The organism is Microbacterium cucumeris, from assembly GCF_058349845.2.
In genome coordinates, this window is record NZ_JBYRIZ020000004.1 from 163,291 (window position 1) to 184,823 (window position 21,533).

Consider the following 21,533-nt stretch of genomic DNA (forward strand, 5'->3'; position numbering starts at 1 on the left):
GCCAGCCTAGACGTGCGAGCCGGCGCGAACGTCCGGGGAACGGGCCGCCGCCCGCCCCGGGTGACCCGGGGACGAGCGGCGGTCCTGCGGGCTATGTCAACCGCGCGGTGCCTTGCACACGTTGCCGTTGCCGTGCCCGTGTCCTGCGCCGTTGCCCTTGTCGTGTCCCTTGGCCTTCCCGTTCCCGCCACCGGGGTGGGTCGACGGCTCGGCCGCTTCCACGGCGTCGCTCTGCACGGATGCCGCGTCGAGCGCGGTGACGACCCAGGTCGCATCCGGGTCGGCATCCGCCGGGATCGTGTACTCGAACCTGCTCTCGCCTCCCGCCCAGATGCGGTCGACGAGCGTACCCGGCGCCGCCACGACCTCTTCCGCGGAGCCCGTTCCCGAGTACACCGCGAAGAAGCGCGCCTCGCCGCACTGGGCCCACGAAAGCGTGGAGCCGTCCGCGATGACGCTGCCCGGCGCCGCGACGTCGCCGTCCGACAGCCAGGGCTTGGCGGGTGTCAGCGTCGGGTACGAGAACGCCTCGTCCTTGAGCAGCTCGATCGCCTCGTTCTTGGCCTGGTGGCGCGGCTGGAGTGCCGGTGCGACCGTCGACAGGTCCGTCGGGCGCATGTCGTTGTAGCTGAACAGGACGCTGCCGTCGATGCCGTCGAGCTTCTGGTTGAAGCGGATCTGGTTCGGCACCTCCTGCGGGTTCATCCACGCCGCCTCGAACCCGCCGTTGTTCACGTGCTTGTAGAGGGCGTGGCCGGTGTAGATCTGCGTACGGCTGTCGGCGGTCGTGCCGCTCCACCACTCGGCGAGCTCGCCGTAGGGGGCGGCTCCCTGATCGAAGCTCCAGTAGATCTGCGGCGTCAGATAGTCGACCAGCTCGTCCTGGACCCATCCTCGGGTATCGGCGAAGATCGAGGAGCTGTAGCTCTGCGAGGACGTGATCGGCGTGTGCGATCCGGCCGGGTCGAGCTCGATGTGCTCCCAGATCCCGAACGGGCTCACTCCGAACTGGACCGCGGTGTCCGCGGCCTCGTTGTGCGCCGTGATCGCGTCGCCGACCTCGGTGATCAGGCCGGTCACGTTGTCGCGACGCCACTGCTCGATGCCGGCCTTCGAGTCCTCGTATCCCGCGGAGAGGCCGTACTGCTCGAACGTGGCGCGGTCCTCGCCGGCCTCGCCGAAGAAGACGTTCACGCCGTTGACGCTGATCCGGTACGGGTAGAAGTAGTCGTCGAAGTGGATCGCGTCGACGTCGTAGTTCTCGACGATCTCAGCTACGGATGCCGCGACGTAGTCCCGCACCTCCGGACGGCCGGGGTCGAGGAACAGCTTCTCGTCGAACGACAGCACCAGTTCCGGATGCTGCACGGCGAAGTTCTCGTCGGCGAGGATGCCCGCGGTGTTGAGCGCCGCGATGTACTCCGGCGTGCTCAGCGCCCGCACCTGGTCGGCGGTCATTCCCAGCGCCGAGAGGATCGTGGATGCCGTCATCTTGGTGTTGGTCACGCGGTACGGGTTGAGCCAGGCGTGGTACTCCATGCCGCGTTCGTGCGTCGCCTCCACCATGTGCGCGAGCGGGTCGTATCCGGGGTCGGTGCCCTGCGGACCGCCGAGGAACTCCGACCACGGATTGATCTCCGAGGGGTAGTACGCGTCGAGCAGCGGGCGCACCTGGAAGATCACGGAGTTCATGTTCCACATCTCGAAGTCGTCGAGCACCGCGTCGTACTTCGCGGCGAAGTCGGCCTCGCCGGTCGGCTTCCCGAAGTTCAGGTTGCCGATCGTCGCCACCCACGCGCTGGAGAATCGACGGGGCTGTTCGACGAGGTCGCTGGGGATCGAGACCTGCGTTCCCGAACCAGGGTAGGTCTCGACCGGGGTCGTGCCGTAGCCGTACGTGCCATCGGCGTTCTTGACGTACTTGTAGAGCGGATCCTCCGTCGCATCGGCCGTCGCGGCGGCAGCCGTCGGTGCGGCGATCATCAGCAGGGCGGCTGCGGCCGCAGCCAGGGGGCGTCTCTTCATCGAGTCCTCACTCCATCGATTGTGACAAGGATTTTCACAGTCTTGCACATCGGTGGAAACGATTGTCGGGCACGCCGACGCGTGTGTCGCGCAGTCGCTGCGTGTTGACTATCGGCTGAGCCAGATGGCGTGCGCTGCGTCGTCGAGTTCGAGTTCCGTGGTGCCGACCGTCAGGCTCGCGTCGCCGACCCGGACCTCCGCCCCGACATCGAGGCCGGCGGCTTCCAGCGATCGCAGCAGCTCGGGATCGCGATCGTCGACGCGGAGCACCCGACCGACATGTCCGACCGGTGCATCCGCCAGCAGGACGAAGGGCACCCGCTCGACGACGCCCTCGGCATCCGGGATCGCATCGCCGTGCGGGTCGAATCGCGGCCGGCCGAGCCGCTCGTCGATGCCCTCCAGCAGGCGATCGCTGATGGTGTGCTCGAGCACCTCGGCCTCGTCGTGCACTTCGTCCCACGCGTAGCCGAACTCCTGCACGAGCCAGGTCTCGATCAGCCGGTGGCGGCGCACCATCGACAGGGCGCGGGCGAGTCCCGCATCCGTCAGACGCACGGCGCCGTAGGGCACGTGCGAGACGAGGCCGGCTGCTGCGAGCTTCTTGACCATCTCGGTCACGCTCGAGGGCGCGATGCCCAGCTTCGCCGCCAGCTGCGACGGGGTGATCGGGGCGTCCTGCCACTCGGTGTGCGCGTACACCGTCTTCAGGTAATCGTCTGCCGCGGGGGATGCCACGCCTCCAGACTACGCTGGCGGGGTGAGCGAGACCCCCGAGCGCAGCACCCATGGCGTCGGCCCCTGGAAGGGCGAGTGGCCCGACTCGGACCAATACGACCCGGAGCTGCTCGAGCACGGAGACACGCGCAACGTCATCGACCGGTATCGCTACTGGCGCATGGAGGCGATCGTCGCCGACCTCGACACGAAGCGGCACTCGTTCCACGTGGCGATCGAGAACTGGCAGCACGACATGAACATCGGCTCCATCGTCCGCAGCGCCAACGCGTTCCTCGCCGACACCGTGCACATCATCGGGCGCAGGCGCTGGAACAAGCGCGGCGCCATGGTCACCGACCGCTACCAGCACGTCGTGCATCATGAGGACGTCGCCTCGTTCGCGGCCTGGGCCACGGATGCCGGGCTGCCGATCATCGCGGTGGACAACGTCGGCGAGGCGGTCCCGGTGGATCGCGCCGACCTGCCGGAGCGGTGCGTGTTCCTGTTCGGTCAGGAGGGGCCGGGGCTCACCGACGAGGCGCTCGCTGCGGCATCCGCGCATATCGAGATCACCCAGTACGGCTCGACCCGATCGATCAACGCGTCGGCCGCAGGCGCCGTGGTCATGTACGAGTGGTGCCGGCGGTACGCCGGGGGATGAGCGGGTCATGACGGACCAGCGGGCCAGACGAGACGCGCCGCGTGCGTGGCAGCGACTCGACGTGATCACGACCGCGGTGCTCGCCGCGGTCCTGCTGCCGGCGACCGTCGCCGCGCTCGCGCAGCCGCCTGGGCTCACCGGGCTGCTGCTGGGCACGGCCATCGCCCTGTTCGCCCTGCTGCACGTGCTGTCCTTCGTCGCGATACGCCATCCGCTCGCGGCCTTCATCGTCGCCAGCGCGCTGATGCTCGCTCTGGCGCTCATCCCCGTCGGCGGCGTGAATACGGCCGTGATGTACCCGTCGGGGATCGCCTACCTGCTCGTGCTCGGTCAGGTGTCGCTGCAGTGCGATCGTCGGCACAGCGTCGCGGCGCTCGCGGTGGGCGTCGTCGGCGCCATCGTCATCGTGCTGACGACCCCAGGGCTGGAGAATCCGCTGTGGCAGCTGGGCGGATTCATCGGGCTGGCGGCGGCGGTCTCGGCGGCGTGGGCGCTGGGCCTGCTGCAACGGCTGCGCAGAGCGCGCGCGGAGGACGAGCTCCGAACGCGCACGCAGCGAGCGGTGTCGGAGGAGCGGGAGCGGATCAACCGGGATCTCCATGATCTCGTCGCCCACGCGACGACGGTGATGATCGCCCAGGCCGAGGTCGCCAGGGCATTCCTGCGGGAGGCCCCCGAGACGAGCGAGCGGGCGCTCGGCGTCGTCGTCGACACGGGGCGGGAGGCTCTGCGCGGCATGCGCGTGATCGTCGCCGACGATCCCGGTCGCGATCCCGCTCGGGATCTCGACGCGGTGCGCGCGCTGGTCGAGAGCGCACGTAGCCCGCGGGCGCTCGTCGACCTCGAGGAGAGCGGGGCGGTCGGAGAGCTCGAACCGGTGGTCGTGCTCGCGCTGCACCACGTGGTGCGCGAGGCTCTGACGAACGCCCTACGGCACACCGAGCCGCCGGTGCGGGTGACGGTCGTGCTGGACTGGCGCGCGACGACGCTGGTCGCGACCATCCGCGACGACGGCGGCGCCGGACGCCGGCCGAACGATCTGGGCACCGGTGTCGGGCTGATCGGCCTCGCCGAACGGGTGCGTCTGGCCGGCGGCGCACTGTCGGCCGATGCCGAAGCGGAGGGCTGGAAGGTCAGGGCCGAGCTGCCCCGCGCTGACGACGCAGCACCGACGGGGAAGGACAGGTCATGACGATCCGAGTGCTCCTGGCCGACGACCAGGACCTGCTGCGCGAGGCGCTCGCGATGATGCTCGGCCGCGACGAGCGGCTGGAGATCGTCGGCTCGGTGCGTTCGGGCGACGAGGCGATCGCGTTCGTACGCGCCCAGGCCGTCGACGTCGTCCTGATGGACGTGCGGATGCCGGGGACCGATGGCATTGCGGCCACGGCCGAGGTGCTGCGTCTGCGACCGCAGACGCGCGTGCTGGTGCTGACGACGTTCGATCTCGACGAGTACGTGTTCGCGGCGGTGCGCGCAGGAGCCAGCGGGTTCCTCACGAAGGACGCCGCACCGCAGCAGGTGGCGGACGCGGTGGTGGCCGTCGCGCAGGGCGAACCGGTGCTGGGCGAGCGGGCGTTGCAGGCCATGATCGGCTTCGTGCGGGACGGGTCTCCGGCTCCGGATGCCCAGGAAGCGCTGTCCGTGCTCAGTCCGCGCGAACAGGAGGTCGTGCATCTGCTCGCCGGCGGAGCGTCCAACGACGACATCGCGCGGGCGCTGTTCCTGTCGGCGAACACCGTCAAGACCCATGTCAAGGCCGTGCTCGCGAAGCTCGGTCTGCCCGACCGGGTCCACGTCGTGATCTGGGCGTACGAGAACGGAGTGCTCCGGCCGGGGGACTGAGCCGGAGAAGTCACCCGCACGGGTGACCGCGGTCGCCTCCGCGGGCGATGCGGGTGAACCGCGCGCGTTCTTAGCGTGAGGGCATGTCGAATCGAATCCGCTCTCTGCTCCTGGCCGCCGCCGTCCTCGGCGGAGCTGCGATCGCCGCCGTGACGCTGCTCCGGCTGCTCGCCCCCGATTCCGTCTCCTGGACGGACGATCTCGCTCCCACCTCCCTCGTACGTCTCGGCGGAACGACCGTCGAGAGCGTCATGGTCCTGTGCGGGGCGCTCGGTGCCGTCGCGGTCGCCGTGCTCGCCGCCACGACTCCGCGCGCGACGACATCGGGCGCCCTGCGCGTCGTCGGTCTGCTCGCCGCGGCGATCGTCGCCTTCGGCACACCGGGTGGCGTGATCCCCGCCGCCGGGTACACGTTCGCGCTGCTCGTGCCCGTCGGCATCGTCGTGACGGTCGCGCTGCTCGCCGTCCGGCGCCCGTGGGTCGGCGTGCCTGTGGCGCTTCTGGTGATCGCGGCCGCCGTGCACGCCGCGGCGAACCTCGAAGGGACATCGCTCGTGCCGAGCATCCTGGCCGCCATGGTGGGCATCCTTCCGTCGATGCTCATGTCGTTGGCGCACGCGCTGACGGCGGCGGCGCTGCTGGCCTGGGTCATCGGCGCCAACGTCGATGCCAGGGGAGCCTTCGCACGCGGGGTGCTGCGGCACCGCGCGGCGATCACCGTCGTGGCCGCGCTGTGCGCCGTCCCCTACACGTTCGCCCGTGTGACGTGGCTCACTCCGTGGCCGATGTTCGGCGGCAGCGCCGAGATGTTCGACGAGTCGCCCGGCACGCAGTTGACCGGGCTGATGCTCGGATCCGCGATCCTCTTCGGGGGAGTGCTGACGCTGGGCCTCATCCGTCCCTGGGGTGAGCGGTTCCCCCGCTGGATGGCCGGTCTCGGCGGGCGCGTCGTCCCGCCAGCGCTGGCGATCCTCCCGGCGAGCTTCGTCAGCGTGCTGTTCACCGCCGGCGGCGTCGAGTTCGCGGCCGAAGGACTCGGATCTCCGTCTGGCACCGTCGACACGCTCTACGTGATGGCGATGTTCCCGTTCTGGCTCTGGGGTCCGCTGCTCGGGCTGGCGGCTTGGGCCTACGCGATGCACCGCTCCGCCCCGGTCGCTGCGGAGGCGGATGCCGCGGCGCACGCCCGCGCGATGGCTCACCTGGCCGAGATGGAGAGCCGGGAGGCGTGATCAGGACGAGGCCCGCCCCAGCCGGGCGCGCAGCCGGACGTCCGCACCGGCGGTGACCTGAACGCCGTGGATGCGGACACCGCGCAGGCCGGCCTCCTCCGCGTTGAGATCGAACGTCTTCCCGGTCGCATCGCGGAGGTGCCTGCGGGCGAAGAGCAGGCCGAAGGCCATGACCGGGTTGCCGCTGCTGACCCGCAGATCGCGCAGAGTGAGGACGCCATCGCTCGAGATGCCGACCCGAGCCGTCGCGTGAGCCGATGCGGACAGGAGCTTCCAGCGGGCCGCCCCGCGAGCCCGCAGCCGGATGCCGTCGGCACCGTCCTGCCGGACGTCCAGGTCCAGACGCCTGAGACGCATGCCGGCGGACGCCAGTCCGGGCTCGAGCACCGATCGGATCAACGGCGTGATGTCGGCGGTGCGGATCGACAGGTCCACGCTGCCGCGCATGCCGGTGCCGTCCTCGGCGACCTGCAGGTCGTGACGGCTCCGCTCGATCCCGGGGAGAGTGGGACTCGCGTACACCAGCCAGGTGATCGGCGCGTCGGAGAGCCGGACATCGATGAGGAGCGGGATATCGGAGATGCGCATCGGCTGCGCGGTCACCCGGATCGAGCGGGCGACGCCGCTGCTGCTGTGCACGACGACGGGCTCCGTGGTGGGTGCCGGAACCGGTGCATGATCGGCGAAGCGCAGATCCACCGCCGTGTCGGTCGCATCGATGACGAGCGATTCCAGATCGTTGCCGAGGAGCGCGGCCGTGACACGGATGCGCTCGAGCCCGGCGGCGACGACTTCGCCGCCCGGGGTCAGCGCGACCGCGCGGATCCAGTCGACGACGGCATCCGCATCTCGTGGCCATTCCGGCGAGGGGTTCATGCCGCCATCCTCGCGCACCCAGCGCCGAGGGGGCGACTCGTCACACGGCCGCGGTGAGCCAGCGTCCTGTCCGCACGCGCCAGCCGAGGGTGGCGAGACGCGCGAGCAGGTACACGCCGAAGAAGGCGACGGCCAGCCATGTCACGCCCGCCGTGTCATCGACGCCGGTGGCGGCGATGATCCACAGGGCGGGAAGGAACGGCACGAGGTTGAGGCCGCCGGCGATCGCGAGATAGCGGGCATCGCCGGCGCCCATCAGCACGCCGTCGAGCACGAAGACGATGCCCGCCACGGGCTGCGCGATCGCCAGGACGATGAGTGCGGGCTGGATGAGCGCGGCGACGTCGGCGTCTCCCGTGAAGGCGAGTCCGATGACGCCCGACAGTGCGGCGATCACGCCTCCCACGATCACGCCGAACCAGGCACCCCACGCCACGGTCCTCGCCAGCACGCGCTTGACCGTGCGTTCGTCGCCGGCTCCGAGTCCCTTCCCGATGAGCGCCTGCGCTGCGATGGCCAGGGCGTCCAGGGCGAAGGCGGCCGCCGAGAAGATCGTGAACACGACCTGCCAGCCGGCGAGCTCGGTCGTGCCGATGCCGGTCGCGACGCCCACGGTCGCCAACAGCGCGACGCGCAGGCTCACGGTGCGCAGGAACAGCCACCCGCCCGAGCGCGCCGAACCCCGCACGCCGTCGCGCTGCGGCCGGACGGACGCCTCGTGGCGCTTCGCGAGGCGCCCGACGACCAGGACGTAGGCCGCCACCATGCCCCACTGCGCGGTCACGGTGCCGGCGGCGGATCCGGCGATGCCCCAGCCCCAGCCGTAGATGAACAGCCAGTTCAGCAGGGCGTTGGCGGCGAAGCCCAGTCCGGCGATCCACAGCGGGGTCATGGTGTCCTGCATGCCGCGCAGGAGCCCTGTCGCGGCGAAGACGATGAGCATCGCGGGCAGGCCCCACATCGAGATGGCGAGGTAGGTGTCCGCCTGCTCGGCCACGGCGTCGGACGCGCCGAACAGCGACACCAGCCATGGGGAGGACATGGCGCCGGCAGCCGCGAGCACGGCCCCGAGGCCGAGCGCCAGCCACATCCCGTCGATCCCGACCGACACCGCGTTCTTCGGGTCTCCGGCGCCGAACCGTCGCGCCACGGCGGGCGTCGTGGAGTACGCGAGGAAGACCATCAGGCCCACGATCGTCTGCAGCACGGCGCTCGCGATCCCGAGGCCGGCCAGCGGAGTGGTGCCCAGATGCCCGACGAGCGCGGCATCCACCATGAGGAAGGCCGGTTCGGCGACGAGAGCCCCCAGCGCCGGCACGGCGAGGCGCAGGATCTCCCGGTTGAGGGAGGCGGCGCGGGCGTTCACCCCTCGAGCCTATGGGGTGAGCTGCGCTGCGCGGGTCCTGCGGCTGCGTCGTAGGCTGGGAGAGGCAGCATCCGGAGGTGGACGATGAACGATCCCCGTGGAGACGCGGCCCGGTACCGGGCCGCGCAGACCGACAAGCCCGATGCCGAGGCCGCCCCGGCTCCGACACGGCTCACCGCCGAGAACAAGCATCAGTTCGTCGAGACCGCGATCCAGGTCGCCATCCGCCGCGGCGAGTTCGACGACCTTCCTGGGGCGGGGAAGCCGATCGAGGGACTCGGCACGCACCACGATCCGGACTGGTGGATCCGGCGCAAGATCGAGACCGAGAACCTCACCGGACTCGGTCCTCCCGCCCTCATGCTGCGCGTCGAGGACCGCGAGCTCGACGACCGGCTGGATGCGCTCGGCCGTGAGAGCGACGTCCGCGACGTGCTGGAGGACTTCAACCGGCGCGTGATCGACGCGCGCCGACAGCTCTCCGGAGGGCCTCCGGTCGTCACCCGCACGCGGGACGTGGATGCCGAGATCGCGGCCTGGCGGGAGCGACGCGAGACGATCCGCCGTGAGACCGAGGCTGAGGCCCCCGTCTCGGCCGCGCGCGAGCGGCGCCGCTGGTTCCGGCGGCGCTGAGCGCGAAGGCTCTCACGCGATCTGCGCGCGCACCGTCCTGCCGGCCAGCAGAGCGTAGAGGCCGATGGAGACGAGCAGGCCGACGGGAACGGACAGATCGAGTCCGCCGATGCCCGCACCCCACGGACCGACCCAGACCGTGGTCGACAGGAACATCGCGGTGGCGAAGCCGCCCGCCAACACCGAGACGAGTCCTGCGACGCCGAACCCGCCGAGGTACCAGAACATGCCGCCCGGCCGCTCATCGAACAGGTCGTCCCCGTCGTAGCGGTTGCGGCGCAGCACGATGTCGGCGACGTAGACGCCCATCGTCGGCACCGAGATGATCAGCAGGAACTGCAGCATCAGGTTGACGGCGCTGATCAGGTCGGATGCGAGCACGAGCACGATCGTGAACGCGCAGCCGAGCGCCCCGATGAGGATCGCCGAGGGGATGCGCCGGATCGGGACCCCGATCGACTGCAGCGCCATGCTCGCCGTGTAGGTGGTCATGCCGTTCAGCGAGATGCAGTTCACCAGGACGCCGAGCACGAACAGCGGGGCGAGCCAGACCGGCAGGTTCTCGAGCAGCGAGTACTCGATGCCGTTCGCGAGACTCTCCGGTCCGACCGTGCCTCCCAGCACGACGCCGAAGGCGGTGATCAGCACGGCGGGGAAGAGCTGTCCCAGCGAGGTCGCGCCGATGATGCCGGATGCCCTCGTGTCACGCGGCAGGTAGCGGGCCATATCGGCGCTGTTGCTGAACGACAGCGGCGACGACGCCATCAGCGCGAACGCGATCGTGACGCTCGCCCACAGCGGCAGGCCGCTGAGCGGCTCGGGCTGCGTGAAGCCCCAGTCCAGGGCCGGGGCGATGAAGCCGATGACGAGCGCGAAGATCACGAACAGCCCGATCGAGATGCCCATGTACGCCTTCAGGATCAGCGCGTGCCCGTACACGGCGACGAGCACGGTGATCGCCGAGACCACGACGGCCACCAGGATCGAGGCCAGGACCGGGTCGGGGAACCCCCAGCGCACCAGCAGCTCGCCCCCGATGAACGAGGCGGCCACCCAGTTCAGGGCGAGGAACACCCCGGAGATGAACCAGCCGTAGAACGCGATGACGATCTTGTTGCCGTGGATGCCGTAGATCGCGCGCTGGATCACCGAGCCGGACGTCCCGGCGGCGGGCCCGGAGATCGCGACGATCCCCGGCAGCAGCGCCAGCGTGCTCGAGGCGAGGATGACGAGCAGCGCCTGCCAGATCTCGAGGCCTAGCACCAGCGTCATCGACGCGCCGACGGTGATGTTCAGCACGCTGACGCCGGGCGCGGACCAGACGAAGAACAGATCACGGGCTCTGCCGTGACGCTCGCCGTCTTGAATGAGCTCGATGCCCCGGGTCTCCGGGGTGTCCGGCGCGTCGACGAACTCGGGCTCTGATTCCGGGGCGGCACCGATGCGGAGGGAGGGGAGGGCGGATGCTTCGGACATGGCGGTCCTTCCAGAGGGGGCACCCCCCTGCGTCGCTGCAGGGGGCGTTCGGGTTTCAGAGGGGATGAGGTCAGTCCCGCCGGTGGGCGACCTCGCCGTGCACGAGCGTGCACAGCACGGCGCCGGTGAGCAGGTCGTCGGTCGGGGCGGCCAGCGGGTCGACGTCCAGCACGGCGACGTTCGCGTAGAAGCCGGGAGCGATGCGCCCGTACTCCTCGTCGATCCCGCCGACGAACGCCGCGCCGGACGTCGCCGCGGCGAGCGCCTGCGCGGCGCTGAACGCGCGCTCCGGGTGGTACGCGGGCAGGCGGCGGTCGATCGTGGACCGGCCGGACATCGCGATGAACAGGTTGTGCAGAGCCTCGTGGGGTGCGGTGGGGGCGTCGGTGCCGAGCGCGACCGGGACGTCGACGTCGCGGAACCAGTTCCACGGGAAGCCGTCCTCGGCACGCCGGTCGCCGAGCACCGCCATCCAGTTGTCCAGGATGGCGGGGTCGCAGTGCACTGGCTGCATGGACGCGGCGATGCCGTGCTGCCGCATTCGGGCGACCGTCTCGGGGGTGACCGATTCGAGGTGCTCGATGCGGGGGCGCCGGCCGGTGCCGGCGCCGTTCGCCTGCTCGCAGGCGACGACGAGGTCGACGGCCAGCGCGCTCGCGGCGTCGCCGATCGCGTGCATGGCGAGCTGCAGACCGGCCCGGTCGGCAGCGATCGCGACGGGTGTCGCCGCCTCGCGGCTCCAGATCGGGTCGGCGTTGGATCCGTCGGCATAGGGACGCGCCATCGCGGCGGTGCAGGCGTCGATGACGCCGTCCAGGATGAACTTCACCCCGACCACCTTGAGCCAGGGCGTCCCCGTGGCGGCCAGCTCGTCGCGCAGTTGCACGGCTCGATCCACCTGGGCGAGGTCGGCGTCCGGGTCGCCGGTGGAGCTCAGCCACCAGTGCGCGGTGACCGGGAAGGGCAGCCGCCCGTCGCGGTCCAGACGGCGCCGCAGTGCCGCCATCGACTGCTCGGTCATGCCCATGTCGGCGGCGCCGGTGACTCCGGCGGCCAGGTACGCGTCGAAGGCGAGGTCGAGGTGGGCGTCGATCTCCTCGTCGGTGCGGATGCTCTCGAGGTAGTCGGCGAGCAGGTCCATCGCCGCGGTCTCGAGCAGGAAGCCGGTGGCATCGCCGTTCTCGTCGCGGACGACCTCGCCGCCGATCGGGTCGACGGTGTCGCGGTCGATGCCGGCGGCGCGCAGCGCCGCGGAGTTCACCCAGGTGCTGTGCAGGTCGTTCGCGTCGAGGAAGACCGGGATGTCGTCGATGACCTCGTCGATCATCGCCGCGGTCGGCCGGGACACGCCTTCGGGCAGGGAGTCGAACAGCCAGCTGACGCCCTCGATGATCGTGGCGTCCGGATTCGCCGCACGCGCCTCCCGCAGTCGCTGCTGGATCTGCTCCAGCGACGCGCAGTCGCGCAACTGCACCTTGCCCTGAGCGTGGCCGAACTTGGCGAGGTGCGCGTGAGCCTCGATGACGCCGGGCATCGCGAACGCCCCGCCCAGGTCGACGACCTCGGCATCGGGTCCCGCGGCATCGCGCACCTCCTGCTCCGTCCCGACGGCGAGGATGCGGTCACCACGCACCGCGAAGGCCGAGTGCAGGGGAGCGTCCGCCAGTCCGTCGAAGACGACGGCGTCACGGTAGACGGTGGTGTTCTCGGTCATGGACGGATCTCCTTCGATCAGGTCGGGATGCGATCGGGTCAGAGGGCGAGCTCGATGTGCGGGCGCGTGGTGTTCTCAGCGGGGGTGCCGTCGAGGATGTCGGCGCGGCGGCCGGCGGGGTCGAGCACGACGGTCGCGAGGCTCGCCCAGCGCTGTCCCATCGGCAGCGCGAGGTCGGACACGCACGTCACGGGCGGTTCGCCGTCGCCGGTGACGAGGGCCGCGCGCAGCTGCTCGGCATCCGTCGGATCGGTCCCGTTCACCAGTCGGTCGCGCAGGAAGTCCCAGCGCTGGCCGGAGTCGGGCTGGTACAGCCAGGTCTTCTCGGCGGCGGCGGGCTGCGCGGTGAGGAAGTGGTTGGTGCGCAGCCAGGTGCCCTCGGTGATCGCCGGCGCCTCGAACACGCCCTCCGGGCTGATGTCGAGCAGCACGGCCTCGCCCTGCTCGTCGAAGAGCGCGAACGATCCCGAGCTCGTGACGGGTGCGTCGCGCACCAGTTCGACGGCGTGCGCCGCGCTGGTCGCCTCTTCGAGCACGAGGGCGGCGAGCACGTGCATCGGGATGCCCTCCGGGCGGTCGGCCCGGTGCCCGAGGATGTTGAAGTGCAGCGCCACTCCGGCGCTGTTCACGCCGATCTTGCCGAGGATGCCGCACTCGGTGAGACCCGCGTAGTCGTGAACGCCGCCGCGCGAGACGATCGTGTGCCAGTACGGCGCGATCTCCATGTGCCAGTCCCAGGTCTGCACGCCGAGCGTGCGCGCGCGGCCCTCGGCGTCGCGGATCGAGCGCACGATGGTCGAGCATTCGCCGGGCGGGACGGCGACGCTGCGCGACAGGATCTCGGTGCGGCCGTTCAGCGCCGCGACCCGCCACAGCTCGGCATCCGCGCCTGCCGCGATGCCCTCGATCTGGGCGCGCAGCGCCGGACGGTGCGCGCCGATCGCGTCGAGCAGCCGGTCGGCGTCGTCGCGCACGGCGCTCTCGTCGATGCCGCCGAGGCGGAACAGCCGGTCGTAGGCCTCGACGGTCCCGGGCAGCGTTCTGCGCAGCTGCCGTCCGCGGTCGACGCCGCGCTCGAACGGGTCCGCGGCATCCGCGGTGATCTGCAGGCGCTGGTCGGGGCGGGGGAACGGCGAAGTCATGAGAGTTCCTCTCCGGGAAGAGCCGGAGTGCGCGGCGGCGGGGTGCGGCGATCGCCGGTGGCCTCGAAGGCGGCGGCGAGGCGGAGCAGTGCGGTGTCGTCCCAGCCGCGGCCGGCGAAGGTCAGGCCCACCGGCATCCCGATGTCGGCCATCGTCCCCATCGGCACCGTGACGGTGGGAACGCCCAGGTGGCGGACGGCGAGATTGCCGTTCGCGACCCAGACCCCGTTGCGCCAGCCGGCGTCGGCGGATGCCGGGTTCACGTCCATGTCGGCCGGGCCGACGCCGGCGACGGCCGGGAAGACGACGGCGTCCAACTCCAGCCCGTCCATCCAGTCCTCGAGGTCGACGCGCCGGGTCTGCTCGAGGCCGCGCACGCCCTCCTCGAGGTACGGGATGTCGGTGAACGCGGCGTGAGGCCGCGTCTTCACGAAGCCGGGGTACTCGGCGATGTCGTCGTCGAAGCCGGTGTAGCGGTCCGGCAGCGCGCCTTCAGGATGCGGGAAGATGCGGGCGCCGTCCACGAGCTCGAGCCGGTCGAGCGCGGGATCGCCGTTCGCGCGCAGGAAGTCGTCCCACGCCCACGCGGAGAGATCCTCGATCTCGGAACGGAGGAATCGTTCGCTGACCAGACCCCGCGTCTTCAGCGTCGGGGCACCGGCTCGATCGCCCTCGTAGTTCGTGATCATCGGGAAGTCGACCTCGACGACCTCGGCGCCGGCCGCCTCCAGATCGCGTCGCGCCTGCTCCCAGAGGGCGAGGACGGATGCCCTGGTCTGGATGCGCTGACCCGTGGGGCCCCCGATGGTGGTGCCCGTGCCCGCCTCCGGATCAGCGTCGATGTACATGCGCGGCACGCCGAGTCGGCGGCCCGCGAGCGCCGCGCGGGGGTCGACGGCGGCGAGCGCCGTGTAGGAATCGGGACGTACCGCGCTCGCCGTGGGGATGCGCACCCACGGCTGCGCCCGCCAGAAGTCGCCGCGGACCTCCGCATCGTCGGCCACGACGACGTCGAGCACCTCGAACAGATCCGCCATGCTGCGCGCGTGGGGCACGACGACGTCCATGGTGGGCACGAGGGGCCAATTGCCGCGCACCGAGATGACCCCGCGCGACGGGGTGTACGCGCACAGGGCGTTGTTGGACGCCGGCGCCCGTCCGCTCGACCAGGTCTCCTCGCCGAGACCGAAGGCGCAGAAGCTCGCCGCCGTCGCTGTTCCGGAGCCGTTCGAGGACCCGGAGCCGAAGGCGCTGGTCAGCCACTCCCCGTTGTACGGGCTCTCCGCGCGGCCGTACACGCCGCGCTGCATGCCGCCGTTCGCCATCGGCGGCATGTTCGTCAGGCCCAGGCAGATCGCTCCCCCGGCACGGAGACGCTCGATCGTGAACGCGTCGCGCTGGGCGACGAGGTCGGCGAAGGCCGGGGATCCGGATGCCGCGGTGAGGCCGGCGACGAGGTAGCTGTCCTTGGCCGTATAGGGGATGCCGTCGAGCGGCCCGAGCACGGCGCCGGCGGCACGACGCGCGTCGGATGCCTCGGCCTCGGCGAGAGCACGGGGGTTGCGCACGACCACCGAGTTCAGCGCCGTCGGGGTGTCCGGAGCATCGTATGCGTCGATGCGGGCGAGGTAGGCGTGCACGAGGTCGACGCTGGTGGCCGCTCCGCTCTCGAGCGCGCTGCGCAGCTCGGCGATGGATGCCTCCACGACGTCGATCACGATCGGGCTCCCGCCTGCGCCGGTGTCTTCGGCTGCTGCTGCGTGATGCAGTGGATGCCGCCGCCCCGGGCGAAGATCGCCCTGGCGTCGACGGTCACGACCTCGCGGCCGGGGTAGGCGCCCGCGAGGATCTCGCGGGCACGCGCGTCCGCAGCCTCCTCGCCGAAGCCGCACGCGATCACGCCGTCGTCGACGACGAGGTGGTTGATGTAGCTCCAGTCCACATATCCCTCGTCGTCGCGCAGGGTGGTCGGTGCCGGCACATCGATGATCTCGAGCGGCCGCCCCGCGGCATCCGTCTTGTCGCGCAGCAGCGCCTTCAGGTCGCGCGTGACGGCGAAGTCGGGGTGGGCCGGGTCGTCCTGGCTGTGCAGCAGGAGCGTGCCGGGAGAGGAGAACGCCGCCACGATGTCGACGTGCCCGCGGGTGCCGAACTCGTCGTAGTCGCGCGTGAGGCCGCGGGGCAGCCAGATGGCCTTCTCGGCGCCGAGCGTCCGCGCCATCTCGGCCTCGACGCGGTCCCTGTCCGCAAAGGGGTTGCGGTTCGGGTCGAGCTGAACGGTCTCGGTCAGCAGCACCGTGCCCTCGCCGTCGACGTGGATGCCGCCGCCCTCGTTGACGAGGACGGAGCTGATCCGCTCCGCGCCGATCTCGGCGGCGACCGAGCGGGCGACCAGCGCGGAGGCCTCCCATTGCGCCCAGGCGGGGGCGCCCCACCCGTTGAAGATCCAGTCCACGGCGCCGAGGACATCCGGGCGCTCGTCATCGATCACGAAGGTCGGGCCGACGTCGCGCATCCAGAACTCGTCCAGCGGGGTCTCGACGATCTCGACGGCCGAGCCGAGCAGGCCGCGGGCCCGCGCGGTCTCGGTCGGATCCACGAGCATGGTGACCGGTTCGAACCGCGCGATCGCGAGCGCGACGTCGGACCACGCCCGGTACGCGGTCTCCTGCCAGGCCTCGCCCTCGCCGAGGGTGAGGCCCGCGCGCGGGAAGGCCATCCAGGTGCGTTCGTGCGGTGCACCCTCGTGCGGCATCCTCCAGGTCACGTCGCCTCCTTCGCTCGACTGACGCCATCGTATATTGACCATGCGATCAATACAAGGATTTCCTACACTGGAGGCACCATGGCGACCTCCCCGGCCAGAACCCGTACCCGCAAGAGCCCCGCGCAGCGCTCCGGCGAGATCCACGACGCGGCCCTCGGACTCGCCCGCGAGCAGGGGCTGTCCGCATTGACCCTGCGTTCCGTCGCCGCCAGGGCCGGCGTCGCATCCGGGCTGGTGGCGCACTACGCGACGAGCATGGACGATCTGATCGCCCGCACGTTCCGCGAGCTCACCGCCGGCGAACTCGACGACGTGCGCAGACAGGCGGATGCCTCCGATGACGCGGCAGGCCGCATGGCCGTCCTGATCGCGACCGTGCTCGGCCGCGACCACGACGACATCACCCTGGTCTGGGTGGATGCCTGGTCGCTTGGTCGAGGCAGCGCCGCACTCTCGGCCGCGATCGACGAGCAGATGCAGGCGTGGCAGTCGTACATCGCCGGGATCATCCGGGACGGCCGCATCGCAGGGATGTTCGCCGTCGACGACGAGGAGGCCGTGGCGTGGCAGATCCTGGCCATGATCGACGGCCTCTCCGCGCACGCCCTGACCAGGGGCACGGATGCGGCGCTCTTCGCCGCTCGCCTCGCTCAGGCCTGCGAGACGCTCGTCGGGGCGGCCGCCGGCACGATCGTCTCGCGGCTGCCCTCGGCGACGTGAGCCCGGTCCTCCGCTGCGACCTCCGGTCACGGCCGTAGGCTGTCCCTCATGACTGATGCTCTTCCCGCAGGCCTGGCCACCGCCGAGTTCAGCTCCGACATCCGCCCGCAGGACGATCTGTACCGGCACGTCAACGGTGCCTGGATCGAGAACACCGAGATCCCGGGCGACAAGGCCCGCTGGGGATCGTTCCACCTGCTCGCCGAACAGGCGGAGAAGGACGTCCGCGCGATCATCGAGGAATCCCGGACCGCGGAACCCGGGTCCGCGGCGCGCAAGATCGGCGACCTGTACGCGAGCTTCATGGACACCGACCGCATCGCCGCGGCCGGAGTGACGCCCCTCGCGGACACGCTCGCCGAGATCGACGCCATCGACGGCATCCCCGCCTTCCTGCGGACGGTCGGCGCATACGACCGCGACGGGCGCGCGTCCGTCATCGGCGTGTACGTCGACGGCGACCCCGGCGACCCGGAACGCTACCTGCCGGTGCTCGTGCAGGGCGGTCTGTCGCTGCCCGACGAGAGCTACTTCCGTCTCGACACCTTCGTCGACACCCGCGCGGCGTATCGCGCGCACCTCGAGCGCCTGCTCGCGCTCGCCGGGATCGCGGACGCCGCGGCCGACACCGACCGGGCGATCACGCTCGAGACCGAGCTCGCGGGGCATCACTGGGACAACGTGCGCAGTCGCGACGCGGTCGCCACCTACAACCCCAAGACCTGGGACGAGCTGCAGGTGCTCGTCGGGGTCGATCTCACGCCGTGGCGCGAGGCGGTCACGCCGTCGAACCCCGCTGCGTTCGACGAGGTCGTCGTCTCGCAGCCGAGCTTCTTCGAAGGCCTCGGCTCCCTGCTCGTCGCCGAGCGCCTCGACGACTGGAAGGCCTGGCTGCGCGCCAAGGTCGTGCACGCCGCGGCCCCGTACCTCACCGACGACCTGGTGCAGGAGAACTTCTCGTTCTACGGCACGGAGCTCACCGGAGTGCCGACCATCCGCGAGCGCTGGAAGCGCGGCGTCTCGCTCACCGAGGGCGCCCTCGGCGAAGCGATCGGCAAGGTCTACGTCGAGCGGCACTATCCGCCGACGGCGAAGGCCGCCATGGACGAGCTCGTCGCGAACCTCATCGAGGCGTACCGGCAGAGCATCACCACCCTCGAGTGGATGAGCCCGGAGACCCGCGAGCGCGCGCTCGCCAAGCTCGACGCGTTCACCCCCAAGATCGGGCACCCCGAGGTGTGGCGCGATTACTCCTCGCTCGAGATCGACGAGGCGGACCTGTTCGGCAACGTCCGGCGCGCGAACGTCTTCGAGCACGACCGCAACATCGACAAGGTCGGCGGACCCATCGACCGCATGGAGTGGCACATGCCCCCGCAGATGGTCAACGCGTACTACAACCCGTCGATGAACGAGATCGTCTTCCCGGCGGCGATCCTGCAGTACCCGTTCTTCGACGCGGGCCGGGACGCGGCGGCGAACTACGGCGGCATCGGTGCCGTGATCGGCCACGAGATCGGTCACGGATTCGACGACCAGGGCAGCCGGTACGACGGGACCGGGAAGCTCGAGGACTGGTGGACCGACGCCGACCGCACGGCGTTCGAGGAGCGCACCAGGGCGCTCATCGCGCAGTACGACGCCCTGGTCCCGCTCGGACTGGCGGAGGAGCACCACGTCAACGGCGCCCTCACCATTGGTGAGAACATCGGCGACCTCGGCGGCCTCGGCATCGCGCTGAAGGCCTACGAGCTGTCGCTCGGCGGCCAGGAGGCGCCGGTCATCGACGGCTACACGGGCGTGCAGCGTCTGTTCCTGTCGTGGGCCCAGGCCTGGCAGCAGAAGAGCCGGGATGCCGAGACGATCCGCCTGCTGACGATCGATCCGCATTCGCCGAACGAGTTCCGGTGCAATCAGATCGTGCGCAACATCGACGCGTTCTACGAGGCGTTCGGCGTCACCGAGGAGGATGCGCTGCACCTGCCGGCTGACGCGCGTGTGACGATCTGGTGACTTTTCACGGACGCGGGGGACCGGAGCGTCGGCGGGCGGGGTTACGATAGCCGTGCTGCTGGGGAGCATGCTCCCCGGAAGACCCCCCTTCCACCTCCTGCCGTGAAGGACCACGCGTGGGCTCCTCCCTCCCCCCGTTCCCCGAGCCCGTCGACGGTGCGCCGTCGGCGACCGTACGCCGTTCGCAGCGCAGTGGCCGTCGGCTGCCGCGTCGGGCCGCGATCGGACGGCGCTCGTTCGTCGCGACGCTGAAGGCGCTCGAGGAGCTGGCGGATGCCGGGGCGCAGGTCTCGGTGCACGTCGTCGACCTCGACACGCACCACCACGTGCTGTCCGGGGACGACCATGTCACGCTGCCGATCGCGGGGCTGGGGATCGTGCCGCTGCTCATCGAGGTCGCGGCCGGGTTCGAGGACGGATCGCTGGATCCGCTGGAGATCGTCGAGCGCTCGACGATCGATCAGGTCGCGACCGCGGGGATCTGGCGGCACCTGCGCGCGCCGGCGCTTCCGCTCACAGACCTGGCGGTCCTCGCGGCCACCGCCGGCGACCCCATCGCGGTGAACGCTCTGCTGCAGCGCGTGGGCCACGACCGCGTGCGCGCGCGGATCGAGGATCTCGGGCTCGCCAGGACCGCGATCCTGGACCGGTTCCGCGACGACCGCGGCCCGGACGACGCCCCGCACGTCGCGGTCGGCACGAGCCGCGAGCTCGCGGGCCTCTTCTCGGCGCTGGTCAACTCCGCCGTCGTGGATGCCGCGGTCAGTGCGCAGGTCTCGGAATGGCTCAGCCTGAACCAGGACCTGAGCCTTGTCGCCGCTCCGACCGGGCTGGACCCGTTCGCGCACGATCACGATCAGCACGGCCTGCTGTTCATCAACAAGACCGGACGCGACCGGGGCGTGCGCGCTGAGGCCGGCGTCCTGGCGGGCCCCCGTTCCGGGGTCGCCTATGCGATGATCGTGTGCTTCGACGATCTCTCCATCGCGCACCGCCTGCGCGCGCACGACGTGTTCCGCCTGCTGGGCGTGGAGCTCATGGAGTACACGCACTGATCACGGTGCCGCTCGTCCGGCGAGCGGCACCGCACGTCAGCGGGTCACGCCGACGCGCGACGCGCGCCCTCGCCGAGCGACTCCAGCTTCGCCCACGCGATGTCGGCGTGCACGCGGCCGCCCAGGCCGCAGTCGGTCGAGGCGATGACGCGGTCGGCGCCGACGATGTCCGTGAAGCGGCGGATGCGCTGCGCCACGAGGTCGGGGTGCTCGACGACGTTCGTGGCGTGGCTCACGACGCCGGGGACCAGCACGAGATCGTCCGGCACCGCGGCATCCGCCCACGCGCCGAACTCGTGCTCGTGGCGGACGTTGCCGGCTTCGAACGAGATCGAGCCGACGTTCGCCTTGAGCACCTCGGGGAGGATCTTCGCGATCTCGATGTCGGTGACGTGCGGGCCGTGCCAGGACCCCCAGCACAGGTGCAGGCGCACGAGCTCCTTCGGCAGTCCCTGGATCGCGTAGTTCAGGGCCTCGATGCTCTTGGCAGTGAAGGCGAGATAGTCCTCGACGCTCGGCTCGGGGTTGATCTGGTCCCAGTTCTCGGCGAGCGAGGGGTCGTCGAGCTGCACGATGAGACCGGCATCCGTGATCGCCTCGTACTCCTCGCGCAGCGCCTCGGCCCACGCCCACAGGTGCTCGTCGTGCGTGGCGTAGTGCTCGTTCCAGACCCGGGCGGCCGAGCCGGGTGCGATCGCCGTGATGAACCCCTGCTCGCCGTCGCCGAGGGCGGCCTGGAGATGGCGGATGTCGGCGGCGACGGCATCCTGACCGCGGTAGGAGATCGGGCCGGTCGTCGTCGGGAACTCCGTGGCGGGCTTGCCCTCGAACGCGCCGGAATGCGGGTCGCTGTACACCGCGGGGAACAGGTGCCGGTCGCGCCGATCGACGAAGCTCGTCAGCTCGATGTTCCCCGGCGTCGAGACGGCCGTCGGCTGGGTGAAGAGGTTGTTGTCGGTGAGGGAGAGCCCGTTCACGCGCTGGAAGGAGTATCCCCACCAGGCGCCGTAGTCGAGCGGGTTCGACATCGCCTTGCCGAACTCGCCGTCCCCGACCAGGGTGATGCCCGCCTCGCGCTGGCGGCGCACGACGTCGGCCACGGCATCCGCCACCAGCGCCTCGAACTCGGGCGTGGTCTCGAGGGTGAAGCCGTCGTCCGCGAGGGCTCGCGCCGCATTCGCGGCGATGAGGGCCTCTGTGCGGGGCAGGCTTCCGGAGGTCGTGGTGGCGATCGTGCTCATGCCTCGACGCTATCGGGGATGCCGGGACCCGCCGATTCGCGTGACGA

At 70.8% G+C, this 21,533-nt stretch carries 18 protein-coding genes; 8 read left to right on the plus strand and 10 right to left on the minus strand.

The annotated features are described in order from the left end of the window. Window positions 1-96 precede the first annotated feature (96 nt). Both AC3RXZ_RS12440 and AC3RXZ_RS12445 read right to left on the minus strand, forming a co-directional pair. Window positions 97-2,025, minus strand: coding sequence for a glycoside hydrolase family 10-like protein (locus AC3RXZ_RS12440; protein ID WP_491494236.1), 1,929 nt, complete (start codon window positions 2,023-2,025; stop codon window positions 97-99). 108 nt (window positions 2,026-2,133) lie between these two features. Next, window positions 2,134-2,763, minus strand: coding sequence for a metal-dependent transcriptional regulator (locus AC3RXZ_RS12445; protein WP_491494237.1), 630 nt, complete (start codon window positions 2,761-2,763; stop codon window positions 2,134-2,136). A 22-nt stretch (window positions 2,764-2,785) separates the two neighbouring features. Here AC3RXZ_RS12445 and AC3RXZ_RS12450 point away from each other — a divergent pair, with 22 nt between their 5' ends. From AC3RXZ_RS12450 to AC3RXZ_RS12465, 4 genes are all read left to right on the plus strand, one after another. Continuing rightward, window positions 2,786-3,406, plus strand: coding sequence for a TrmH family RNA methyltransferase (locus tag AC3RXZ_RS12450; protein WP_243229351.1), 621 nt, complete (start codon window positions 2,786-2,788; stop codon window positions 3,404-3,406). Window positions 3,407-3,413: 7 nt separating this feature from the next. Next, a complete protein-coding gene (locus tag AC3RXZ_RS12455) occupies window positions 3,414-4,598 on the plus strand; it encodes a sensor histidine kinase (protein WP_491494238.1) in 1,185 nt (394 codons plus the stop codon). After that, the gene (locus AC3RXZ_RS12460) at window positions 4,595-5,251 is read left to right on the plus strand and encodes a response regulator transcription factor (protein ID WP_243229354.1); all 657 of its coding nucleotides are present in this window, start codon (window positions 4,595-4,597) and stop codon (window positions 5,249-5,251) included. The genes AC3RXZ_RS12455 and AC3RXZ_RS12460 overlap by 4 nt, the downstream gene beginning before the upstream one ends. An 83-nt stretch (window positions 5,252-5,334) precedes the next feature. Then, window positions 5,335-6,483, plus strand: coding sequence for a hypothetical protein (locus AC3RXZ_RS12465; RefSeq protein ID WP_243229356.1), 1,149 nt, complete (start codon window positions 5,335-5,337; stop codon window positions 6,481-6,483). Here AC3RXZ_RS12465 and AC3RXZ_RS12470 read toward each other — a convergent pair whose 3' ends face one another. Both AC3RXZ_RS12470 and AC3RXZ_RS12475 read right to left on the minus strand, forming a co-directional pair. Continuing rightward, window positions 6,484-7,359: a hypothetical protein gene (locus AC3RXZ_RS12470; protein WP_491494239.1), complete on the minus strand. Its 876-nt coding sequence runs from the start codon at window positions 7,357-7,359 to the stop codon at window positions 6,484-6,486. It lies immediately after the preceding gene. A gap of 40 nt (window positions 7,360-7,399) precedes the next feature. After that, on the minus strand, window positions 7,400-8,725 hold the full coding sequence (locus tag AC3RXZ_RS12475) for an MATE family efflux transporter (RefSeq protein ID WP_243229359.1): 1,326 nt from the start codon (window positions 8,723-8,725) through the stop codon (window positions 7,400-7,402). Between the two features lie 84 nt (window positions 8,726-8,809). On the opposite strand from AC3RXZ_RS12475, the gene AC3RXZ_RS12480 reads away from it, so the two are divergent. Then, the gene (locus AC3RXZ_RS12480; RefSeq protein WP_491494240.1) at window positions 8,810-9,358 is read left to right on the plus strand and encodes a DnaJ family domain-containing protein; all 549 of its coding nucleotides are present in this window, start codon (window positions 8,810-8,812) and stop codon (window positions 9,356-9,358) included. A gap of 12 nt (window positions 9,359-9,370) precedes the next feature. On the opposite strand, the gene AC3RXZ_RS12485 is transcribed toward AC3RXZ_RS12480, so the two are convergent. The 5 genes from AC3RXZ_RS12485 to AC3RXZ_RS12505 all read right to left on the minus strand — a co-directional run bounded on the left by AC3RXZ_RS12485 (window position 9,371) and on the right by AC3RXZ_RS12505 (window position 16,457). Continuing rightward, window positions 9,371-10,834 carry a purine-cytosine permease family protein gene (locus tag AC3RXZ_RS12485; RefSeq protein WP_491494241.1) on the minus strand — a complete coding sequence of 488 codons (1,464 nt, stop codon included), beginning with the start codon at window positions 10,832-10,834 and terminating at the stop codon, window positions 9,371-9,373. Between the two features lie 70 nt (window positions 10,835-10,904). Beyond that, window positions 10,905-12,548: an amidohydrolase gene (locus AC3RXZ_RS12490; RefSeq protein ID WP_491494242.1), complete on the minus strand. Its 1,644-nt coding sequence runs from the start codon at window positions 12,546-12,548 to the stop codon at window positions 10,905-10,907. Window positions 12,549-12,586: 38 nt separating this feature from the next. Beyond that, a complete protein-coding gene (locus AC3RXZ_RS12495) occupies window positions 12,587-13,690 on the minus strand; it encodes a C45 family autoproteolytic acyltransferase/hydrolase (RefSeq protein WP_491494243.1) in 1,104 nt (367 codons plus the stop codon). Next, window positions 13,687-15,408 carry an amidase gene (locus AC3RXZ_RS12500; RefSeq protein ID WP_491494244.1) on the minus strand — a complete coding sequence of 574 codons (1,722 nt, stop codon included), beginning with the start codon at window positions 15,406-15,408 and terminating at the stop codon, window positions 13,687-13,689. Before AC3RXZ_RS12500 ends, AC3RXZ_RS12495 begins: the two co-directional genes overlap by 4 nt. Further along, the gene (locus AC3RXZ_RS12505; protein ID WP_243229370.1) at window positions 15,405-16,457 is read right to left on the minus strand and encodes an agmatine deiminase family protein; all 1,053 of its coding nucleotides are present in this window, start codon (window positions 16,455-16,457) and stop codon (window positions 15,405-15,407) included. Before AC3RXZ_RS12505 ends, AC3RXZ_RS12500 begins: the two co-directional genes overlap by 4 nt. A 78-nt stretch (window positions 16,458-16,535) precedes the next feature. Between AC3RXZ_RS12505 and AC3RXZ_RS12510 the strand changes: the two genes are divergently transcribed. The 3 genes from AC3RXZ_RS12510 (at window position 16,536) to AC3RXZ_RS12520 (ending at window position 20,245) form a co-directional block, all read left to right on the plus strand. Next, the gene (locus AC3RXZ_RS12510; protein WP_243229372.1) at window positions 16,536-17,177 is read left to right on the plus strand and encodes a TetR/AcrR family transcriptional regulator; all 642 of its coding nucleotides are present in this window, start codon (window positions 16,536-16,538) and stop codon (window positions 17,175-17,177) included. A gap of 48 nt (window positions 17,178-17,225) precedes the next feature. Continuing rightward, window positions 17,226-19,190: a M13 family metallopeptidase gene (locus AC3RXZ_RS12515; protein WP_491494245.1), complete on the plus strand. Its 1,965-nt coding sequence runs from the start codon at window positions 17,226-17,228 to the stop codon at window positions 19,188-19,190. A gap of 116 nt (window positions 19,191-19,306) precedes the next feature. Further along, complete coding sequence (locus tag AC3RXZ_RS12520; protein ID WP_491494246.1) at window positions 19,307-20,245, plus strand: serine hydrolase; 939 nt, start codon at window positions 19,307-19,309, stop codon at window positions 20,243-20,245. Between the two features lie 44 nt (window positions 20,246-20,289). Here AC3RXZ_RS12520 and AC3RXZ_RS12525 read toward each other — a convergent pair whose 3' ends face one another. Beyond that, complete coding sequence (locus tag AC3RXZ_RS12525; protein ID WP_491494247.1) at window positions 20,290-21,486, minus strand: cobalamin-independent methionine synthase II family protein; 1,197 nt, start codon at window positions 21,484-21,486, stop codon at window positions 20,290-20,292. Between the last annotated feature and the right edge of the window lie 47 nt (window positions 21,487-21,533).

What these genes read in the sequence shown, in the direction of transcription:
- AC3RXZ_RS12495 (WP_491494243.1), bottom strand. Translation starts at nt 13,690, where the DNA reads ATGACTTCGCCGTTCCCCCGCCCCGACCAGCGCCTGCAGATCACCGCG.
- AC3RXZ_RS12510 (WP_243229372.1), top strand. Translation starts at nt 16,536, where the DNA reads ATGGCGACCTCCCCGGCCAGAACCCGTACCCGCAAGAGCCCCGCGCAG.
- AC3RXZ_RS12465 (WP_243229356.1), top strand. Translation starts at nt 5,335, where the DNA reads ATGTCGAATCGAATCCGCTCTCTGCTCCTGGCCGCCGCCGTCCTCGGC.
- AC3RXZ_RS12525 (WP_491494247.1), bottom strand. Translation starts at nt 21,486, where the DNA reads ATGAGCACGATCGCCACCACGACCTCCGGAAGCCTGCCCCGCACAGAG.
- AC3RXZ_RS12515 (WP_491494245.1), top strand. Translation starts at nt 17,226, where the DNA reads ATGACTGATGCTCTTCCCGCAGGCCTGGCCACCGCCGAGTTCAGCTCC.
- AC3RXZ_RS12455 (WP_491494238.1), top strand. Translation starts at nt 3,414, where the DNA reads ATGACGGACCAGCGGGCCAGACGAGACGCGCCGCGTGCGTGGCAGCGA.
- AC3RXZ_RS12485 (WP_491494241.1), bottom strand. Translation starts at nt 10,834, where the DNA reads ATGTCCGAAGCATCCGCCCTCCCCTCCCTCCGCATCGGTGCCGCCCCG.
- AC3RXZ_RS12480 (WP_491494240.1), top strand. Translation starts at nt 8,810, where the DNA reads ATGAACGATCCCCGTGGAGACGCGGCCCGGTACCGGGCCGCGCAGACC.
- AC3RXZ_RS12470 (WP_491494239.1), bottom strand. Translation starts at nt 7,359, where the DNA reads ATGAACCCCTCGCCGGAATGGCCACGAGATGCGGATGCCGTCGTCGAC.
- AC3RXZ_RS12440 (WP_491494236.1), bottom strand. Translation starts at nt 2,025, where the DNA reads ATGAAGAGACGCCCCCTGGCTGCGGCCGCAGCCGCCCTGCTGATGATC.
- AC3RXZ_RS12490 (WP_491494242.1), bottom strand. Translation starts at nt 12,548, where the DNA reads ATGACCGAGAACACCACCGTCTACCGTGACGCCGTCGTCTTCGACGGA.
- AC3RXZ_RS12460 (WP_243229354.1), top strand. Translation starts at nt 4,595, where the DNA reads ATGACGATCCGAGTGCTCCTGGCCGACGACCAGGACCTGCTGCGCGAG.